The sequence below is a fragment of the Acidobacteriota bacterium genome (assembly GCA_030949985.1).
Classification (GTDB): Bacteria; Acidobacteriota; Polarisedimenticolia; order J045; family J045; genus JALTMS01.
Genome location: JAUZRX010000008.1, coordinates 1 through 8,015, shown reverse-complemented (window position 1 = coordinate 8,015; position 8,015 = coordinate 1). Strand labels below are relative to the sequence as shown.

At 67.1% G+C, this 8,015-nt stretch carries 5 protein-coding genes; 3 read left to right on the top strand and 2 right to left on the bottom strand.

The window, feature by feature from the left end; genetic code table 11:
* Positions 1-368: 368 nt before the first annotated feature.
* Positions 369-1,640 carry an IS110 family transposase gene (locus Q9Q40_01395; protein MDQ7005866.1) on the bottom strand — a complete coding sequence of 424 codons (1,272 nt, stop codon included), beginning with the start codon at positions 1,638-1,640 and terminating at the stop codon, positions 369-371.
* Positions 1,641-2,575: 935 nt separating this feature from the next.
* Between Q9Q40_01395 and Q9Q40_01390 the strand changes: the two genes are divergently transcribed.
* The 3 genes from Q9Q40_01390 (at position 2,576) to Q9Q40_01380 (ending at position 7,525) form a co-directional block, all read left to right on the top strand.
* On the top strand, positions 2,576-4,297 hold the full coding sequence (locus tag Q9Q40_01390) for an acyl-CoA dehydrogenase family protein (protein ID MDQ7005865.1): 1,722 nt from the start codon (positions 2,576-2,578) through the stop codon (positions 4,295-4,297).
* A 139-nt stretch (positions 4,298-4,436) separates the two neighbouring features.
* Positions 4,437-6,350, top strand: a complete 1,914-nt coding sequence (locus Q9Q40_01385) for a CBS domain-containing protein (protein MDQ7005864.1) — start codon at positions 4,437-4,439, stop codon at positions 6,348-6,350.
* Positions 6,351-6,358: 8 nt separating this feature from the next.
* Positions 6,359-7,525 carry a succinylglutamate desuccinylase/aspartoacylase family protein gene (locus Q9Q40_01380; GenBank protein MDQ7005863.1) on the top strand — a complete coding sequence of 389 codons (1,167 nt, stop codon included), beginning with the start codon at positions 6,359-6,361 and terminating at the stop codon, positions 7,523-7,525.
* A 205-nt stretch (positions 7,526-7,730) separates the two neighbouring features.
* On the opposite strand, the gene Q9Q40_01375 is transcribed toward Q9Q40_01380, so the two are convergent.
* On the bottom strand, positions 7,731-8,015 hold a 285-nt coding region (locus tag Q9Q40_01375), incomplete at its 5' end, for a hypothetical protein (GenBank protein MDQ7005862.1).

The following is an 8,015-nucleotide window of genomic DNA, read 5'->3' as shown; positions in this document are numbered from 1 at the left end:
TGCGGCCGGAGTGGGTTTTCGAGCGCAATGCCGAAGGACGGCTGACCCGCCTGACCAGCCCCTGCGGAGCCGTATCGGAACTCGGCTACCTATGAACGGGTCAAGTGGATTCCGCGATTATTTTGGTTGCGGAGGAATCGGCGGGGTTTTCGGGGGCTGGCTGGGGCGTGGATTCTGGGTCTGGCGGGTCTGGTAGTGGTGGTGATGGAAGGATTGTGGCGCAGCTATCCCGAAGAGCTGCTGTCTTGGTTGCGTCACCGCCCTCGCCCCGAGATTCCGGTGGTGACGCAACCCATTCAGCAGCTCGTGCTGCTGGATGGGGGGCTGAGTCGCTTCTCCCGCTGCGGAAGAGCGGCTGAGCGGGATGGTTACCGAGGTATGCGGTGAGGGGTATCGATCTTCTGCACGTAGTCGGTCAAGCCCTTTTCCGCCAGCATTCTCCTTTCTCCGGGAGGAATCTGGGCGTTTGGGGGCAGGTTTTCACTGGCATAGACCTGAGAGAGACTCTTGACGCCGCGAGTATTCTGGCCGGTGCCGTAAGAGGCGGGCCTGCCGCTTCCCTTCGGATGGCCTCCTTTGCGCCGTTTTCCGGTAGCAGCGATACGGAGCCGGGCGAGTTTGTCGCCGGTGGATCGTGGCTGGCTGTAGCGGTAGGGCTCGTGGTTCTTGAGCATGTGCCAGGCGATGACGACGAGCTTGCGTGCAGTAGCAACGACGGCGACGTTGCGGTTCTTCTTCTTGGCGATCTTACGGAAGAAGACACCGAGAGGTCCTGGCTGGCGGTCGAAATGCTGAGCGGCCTGGATCACCATCCAGCGGGCGTGAGCCTTGCCGCGCTTGGTGATCGGTCCGTAGTAGCAGGAGCCCGCGGACTGTTTGACTGAGGGAGTCAGGCCGAGACAGCTGGCGGCATGATCACCGGACTCGAAACGGTCGATGTCACCGAGAGTGGAGCGCAGGCTCTGAGCGACGGCGGTGTCGACGCCGAAGAGGGTCATCAGGAGCTTGACCTCCTCGTCGCGGTAGGCGAGCAGAGCGAGCTGCTTGTCGAGCTTTTGGATCTGCTCCTGGACGGCGTCGAGGAGGGCCAGCTCGGAGTCGACCTGATCGCGGCCGTGAGGGTCGAGGTCGAGTTTGCGGAGCCAAGCCATGCCGGAAACGGAGAAAAGGGAGCTGACGGGCAGAGGGATCAGCCTTTGGTGAAGGACGGCGTGGATGCGATTCTTGATTCTCGTGCGATCCCCGACGAGGGACGCTCGATGGCTTGTCATCTGACGAATGATCCGGGTTTGAGAATCGGGGATCCAGACTTTGGGGAGGTAGTCGACGCGGAGCAACTGGGCGAGCACGAGGGCGTCGACCTTGTCGGTCTTGATCTTGGCCTCGGCGATGGCCTTGGTGCGCAGGGGATTGGAGACGACGACCTGGCTGACGAAGGGCTGGAGGATGTCGACGACGGCCCAGGTGTTGGTTGTCGCTTCGAGAGCGAGTTCGGCCTCGGGAGAAAGGAAACGTTTGGCGAAATTCAGCAGCTCGCTGCGGGTGCAGGGGAACCGGTCCCGCTGAACCAGTTTTCCGTCCTGGTCGATGATGGCGGCCTCGACGACTTTTTTGTGGACATCCAGTCCGACGAAGAACATGAGATAATCCTCCTGGTGCGAGAGGGCCGTGCTTCCCTGGTGCAGGGGAGAGCGAACCGGGTCCTTTCCGGTGGGTGGGATGGTTGGCCTTCGAGGCCGCTCGATGATCCCGCCGATGCCAAGAAACGAGTCAATCGGCACCTACCTATCCGAGCTCGAGGCTCAACCGGGTGGGCCGTGGGGCGGTCAAATACGACAACGTGCTCGCAGCACATAGCTCGAACCGACCGGCCCCGAGGTGATCGACCCTCCCGCACCACACTCGAAGAAGCATCTCACCTCGTCCCGTACCCGGTGCGAGAGAGGAGAGCACGGGTGAGCGGGTGTTGAAAAGTGGTTCGGATTCGAGCTTGCTGCTGGTGGCCGACCAGCGGCGGCACGGCTCGTTGCCGACTTCCCCAACAACTACCCTGCTTCGCCGAGCGTCTGTCGATCCCTTTCGTACCAGGTATGATGACAACGATCGAGTCACCCGGGTGGCCTGGCCCCATGGCCGGATCGCCGCCGGTGAGTCGGAAGCGCAGGAATACACCATGGACGAGTTGGGGCGCCTCGGAGCCTGTCAACGAGTTGGGGATACTCCGGCTTTGATGTTACCGAGCCATTCGCAAGGGCCATGCCTCCATGGCTGGATGGATCGAGGATTCTGAGGGGGGCGGGTGCCTTGGCCCGCCGGCGCTGGGGGAGCCGGCGCGACGCCCAGAGCCCGGTCGCAGCCCGGCAGACCGCCGGCGCTACCCCGTCCAGGCGCTTGTCCCCGCCACCGCGGTGGGCGCCCTGCAACGTGCCCCCGGGTCGCGGGCGGGGGACCAGGGCCGGGGGGGCTACCGCGACCGGTGCTCGGCGGGGCTGCCATTGACTGGTTTTTCAGTTAAGCTTGGCGCCTTTCCCCTCCACCGCTCGGGATGATCCGGGCGCGATCAGGATTCCTTGCCATGATTGACGAAAAGCGTTCGATTCCCGCTCCACCGACCCAGGGACTGTTCCTTGGCAAACTCGACGAGGAAAGCGTTTATCCCTTTCCCGAGCAGGACCCCGACGAGAAGGAAATCGCCGACATGACCGTCGCGGCCTTCCGCGAGTGGGCCGACGACAACCTCGACTCGGAGAAGATCGACCGGGACCAGGAAATCCCCGAGTCCGTGCGCCGTCAGTTGGGCGAGCTGGGCCTGCTGGGTGCGACCGTGCCGGAAGAGTATGAAGGCGCCGGTTTCGGCACCACTTCCTATTGCCGGCTGGTCGAGGAGATGTGCCGGCGGGATGCGTCGCTGTCGGTGTTCGTGGGAGCCCACCTCTCCATCGGGGCCAAGCCCCTGCTGCTCTACGGCAACCCGGAGCAGAAGGCCAGGTACCTGCCCGGTGTGGCCACCGGCCGGACCCTCTGCGCGTTTGCGCTGACGGAGCCCGGTTCCGGCTCCGATGCCAACGCCATGCGCACCACCGCCGAGTGGGACGAGGCCAAGGGCGTCTTCCGGATCAACGGCAACAAGATCTGGATCACCAACGGCTCTTACGCCGATCTCTTTTCGGTTTTCGCCAAGACCAGGGGCAGCCGTGGGGAAGGTCCCGGCGCGTTCCTCGTGCGTCGCGGCCAGCCGGGCTTTACCAACGGCCCTTCCGAACACAAGCTGGGCATTCGCGGCACGGCCACCACCGAGCTGGCCTTCCAGGACGTGGAGGTGGCTCCGGAGGACGTGATCGGCGAGATTGGCGAGGGTTTCAAGATCGCCCTCGAGACCCTCGAAACCGGCCGCCTCTCGCTGGGCGCCGGCTGTACCGGCGGCTCGAAGGAATGCCTGAAGATGGCCGTCGAGCACGCCACCGAGCGCACCCAGTTCCGCAAGACGATCATCTCCTTCGGCATGATTCGCGAAAAGCTGGCCCGGATGGCGGCCCACACCTACGGTTCGGAGAGCGCGGTCTACCTCACCTCCGGACTGATCGACCGGGACCGCCGCACCCTCCCCGTGGAGGCCGGCTTCTGCAAGGTGCTCGGCAGCGAAACCCTCTGGGAGGCGGTCAACGACACGGTGCAGGTGGTCGGCGGCATCGGCTACATGGACGAGTATCCCTACCAGCGCTACCTGAGGGATGCGCGGATCAACCTGATTTTCGAGGGCACCAACGAGATCCTGCGTCTGTCGGGCACCCTCGAGGCGCTCAAGGAGCCCAGCCACCGGGTCACCGCGCAGCTCAAGGCCGAAAAGGCCGGCCTGGGCGCCGAGGGGCTCGAGCAGGCCATGGGGGCGATCGCCGGGCAACCGGCCACCGTGCCGGGCTGGGTGCCCGGGGTGCTGGCCGCCGAAGGCGAATGTTTCGCCGCCGCCCTGACCGGGTTTTCGGCCAAGGTGGTGGATGTGCTGCGCCGCCATCGCCGGCGCATCCTCGGTCAGCAGTACACCCTGCGTCGCCTGGCCGACGGAGCGATTCAGCTCTACGCGATGCTGGCCGTGCTTTCCCGCGTGTCGACGCGGGTCGCGGCGGTGGGCGAGGAGCGCAGCGCCCGGGACATCCTCCTCGCGCGACGCTTCATCGAGGAAGCCGCCGTGCGCGTGCGCCACGAGGTCGAGGCCATCGAAACTCCACGGGACGCTTTCGACGACCAGCTCGCCGAGCTGCTCGGAGAAGAGGGCCGCTATCCGGCGCCCCTGTTCTGACCGCCCCGGCGCGCCGCGGCAAACCATTTCGTAAACTCGCCTTCCCGCACTTTCCCCGTACTTTCCGATATCCTGCGGGGCGCTGCGGGCTGCCGCCCGTTGCCCGCTGTCCGCCGCCGGGGGCGCGAGGAAGGGGACCATGGGCGACCAGACCGCCAATCGTGACCTGTCGGGAGAGGACCTGCGCGCCTTCATGAAGCGCGTGTTGACCGATCTGCGGGCCCTCGAGCAGATGATCGCCTCGGGGATGATCGAAACCGGTGTGCGGCGGGTCGGGGCGGAGCAGGAGATGTTCCTCGTCGACGGCGCCATGCGCCCGGCCATGCGGGCCCTCGACGTGCTGCGGGAGGTGAACGACCCGCGTTTCACCACGGAGATCGGCCTGTTCAACCTGGAGGCCAATCTCGACCCCTGCCTCTTCGGCGGCGACTGCCTGTCCCGCCTGGAGGCCCAGCTCGACGACGTGCTCGGCGCGGCGCGCCGGGCCGCCGCCGCCTGCGAGACCGACGTGGTGCTCACGGGCATCCTGCCCACCATCCGCAAGTCCGACCTGGGCCTCGACGCCATGACCCCCATCCCGCGCTACTTTGCCCTCAACCGGGCGATGAGCCGCATGCGCGGCGGGGCCTACGAGTTTCGCATCAAGGGCGTCGACGAACTGATCGTCAACCACGACTCGGTGATGGTCGAGGCCTGCAACGCCAGCTTCCAGGTCCACTTCCAGGTGGGCGCCGAGGAATTCGCCAACCTCTACAACATCGCCCAGTTCATCACGGGACCGATCCTGGCCGTGGCGGCCAATTCGCCCCTGCTCTTCGGCCGGCGCCTGTGGCGCGAGACCCGCATCGCCGTTTTTCGCCAGTCGGTGGACACGCGCAGTACCCACCAGCACCTGCGCGAGCGCAGCCCGCGGGTGACCTTCGGCCGCAACTGGGTGCGTCATTCGGTGATCGAGCTTTTCCAGGAAGACATCTCGCGTTTCCGCGCCCTGCTCGGGGTCGAGGACGACGAAGACCCCTTCGCCACCCTCGAGCAGGGCGACACGCCACGGCTGAAGTCCCTGCGCCTGCACAACGGCACGGTCTATCGCTGGAACCGCGCCTGCTATGGCCTGACCGACGGCAAGCCCCACCTGCGCATCGAGAACCGCGTGCTTCCCGCCGGCCCCACCCCCCACGACGAGGTGGCCAACGCCGCCCTGTGGTTCGGGATGATCTCCGCCCTGGCCATGGGTCACGAGGACATCGCCGCCGAGGTCGAGTTCGACGTGGCCAAGGGCAACTTCTTCGCGGCGGCCCAGCACGGCCTGGCGGCCCAGTTCACCTGGTTCGACGGCAAGGTCTACCCCGCACGGGAGCTGCTGCTCGACCGGCTGGTTCCCGATGCCCGCCGGGGCCTGGCCGCCGCCGGCATCGATCCGGCGGACATCGACCGCTACCTGGGCACCATCGAGCGCCGGGTGAAGGCCGGGGTCACCGGGGCCGGCTGGCTGCTCCGTTCACTGGGGTCGATGAAAGAGAAGGGCACCGCCGGCGAGCGCCTCAACGCCCTGACCGCGGCCACGCTGGCCCGGCAGAAGACGGGCCGGCCTGTCGCCGAGTGGGAGCCCGCGCGGCTGGAGGAGGCCGGGGGCTGGAAGTTCAACTACATGCGGGTGGAGCAGTTCATGGTCACCGACCTGTTCACGGTCCAGGAGGACGAGCTGATCGACCTGGTGGCCAACCTGATGGAGTGGGAGCGCATCCGCCACGTTCCCGTGGAGGACAACCAGCACCGGCTGGTGGGGCTCGTTTCCTACCGCAACCTGCTGCGGGTGCTCGCCCAGGGGCGCGGAGGTGGCGACAGGAGCACGATTGCTGTATCTGAAGTGATGAAGAAAGACCCCGTGACGGTGGCGCCGGAGGCCAGCACCCTCGAGGCCATCGCCCTGATGCGCCGTCACAAGATCGGCTGTCTGCCGGTGGTCAAGGACGACCGCCTGGTGGGCCTGGTCACGGATCACGAGTTCATGGACATTGCCGCTGAGCTGCTGGAGCAGAAGCTCAGGGAGTAGTGCTTTCGATGGATCGCCCCACCCCACCCCTTGCAGGCCCCGGTCGGGCCGGCGTCCGCTCGCGGCTCGTCGACCGCCGCCGTGGCGCAGAACCGGGGGCCACCCTGGTGGTCACCGCGGGCGTGCATGGCAACGAGCCGGCGGGCATCGAGGCCCTGGAGCGGGTCTTCGGGACCATCGAGGCGCGGGGCCTGGAGGTGCGGGGCGAGTTCGTCGGCTTGCGGGGCAACCTGCCCGCCCTGGCGCGGGGCGAGCGTTTCGTGGATCGCGACCTCAACCGCCTCTGGCCCCTCGATGGCGGGCAGCTTCCCCGGGCTCCCGGCCCTGGTGACCCGGTCGAGCAGGGCGAGTGCCGGGCGTTGATGGAGCAGATCCTGGCCATCGAGGAGCGGGCCCGGGGCCCGGTGTATTTTCTCGATCTGCACACCTCCTCCGCCGACGGATGCCCGTTCTTCACCTGCGGCGACACCCTGCGCAACCGGCGCTTCGCCCTGCGCTTTCCCGCGCCGGTGATTCTCGGCATCGAGGAGCAGCTCGACGGCTCTCTGCTCGAGTACATGAACGAGCGCGGGCACATCACTCTCGGGGTGGAGGGGGGGCAGCACGACAAGGCCAGCTCGGTGGTGCACCACGAGGCGACCCTGTGGATCGCCCTGGTGGAGGCGGGGCTGCTGGAGGCGGCCCGGGTGCCGGACTTGGCCGGGTGGCGCCGCACCCTCGAGCGGGCCGGCGCCGGCGTGCCCCGGGTGATGGAGGTGCGCTATCGCCACGCCATCCGCCCCGGTGACGGCTTCCGCATGGAGGCCGGCTTTCGCAACTTCCAGCAGGTCCGGGCGGGACAGTTGCTGGCGACGGCTCGTGGCGAGGAGATCCGGGCCCGGGAATCGGGGTTGGTGCTCTTGCCCCTCTACCAGGGCCTGGGCGAGGACGGCTTTTTCCTCGGCCGGCGCATTTCCCGCGGCTGGCTGGTGCTCTCGGCGGTCATGCGGCGCCTGCGGCTGGACCGCCTGGTGGGGCTGTTGCCGGGGGTCGAGCCCCACGCGTCCCGGCCGGGGGCGTATCGGGTCCATACCTCGGTGGCCCGCTGGTTCCCCCTGGAGCTGTTCCACCTGCTCGGTTACCGCAAGCTGCGGTGGAAGAAGAACGTGCTCCTGGTCAGCCGCCGCCCCGCCTGATGCGGGGTGCGGCGACGAAGACCGCGGGGGGGGGAGGTCCGGCTCGCGGGGGAGGACGATCATCAACCGGGGTGCGCGGGGGCCGTGCGTCGCGTTGCCATGGAAAACGAAGGCTCTCCGGACGGAGAAGGCATCGTGGGGGCAAGCGAATGGTGGGGAAAATATGGCGAAAACTCCGCCGCTCGTCGAGCGGGCCCCGATGGGCTCAGGGCCGGAGGCGACGCCAAGTGCGGCGGATGAACCAGGCGGGGGACTTCCCATAACGTTGGAACTGCTGGCGGAGGTGCTTCAAGGGGCCGAGACCCACCAGGAAGCCTCCTTTGACCCGCGCCATCCAGGGGAGCGCCTCGGTTTGATGGGGCAGGTTCGGGTAGAACTCGTGGAGCAGGCGTCTCGATGACAACTGGTCCAGGGCAGCCATCTCGGGCTGTGCCAGGTGGCTCGGGTAATAAAAGACCCGGGAGCGGCTGAGCCCGTACGTGGCATCTGC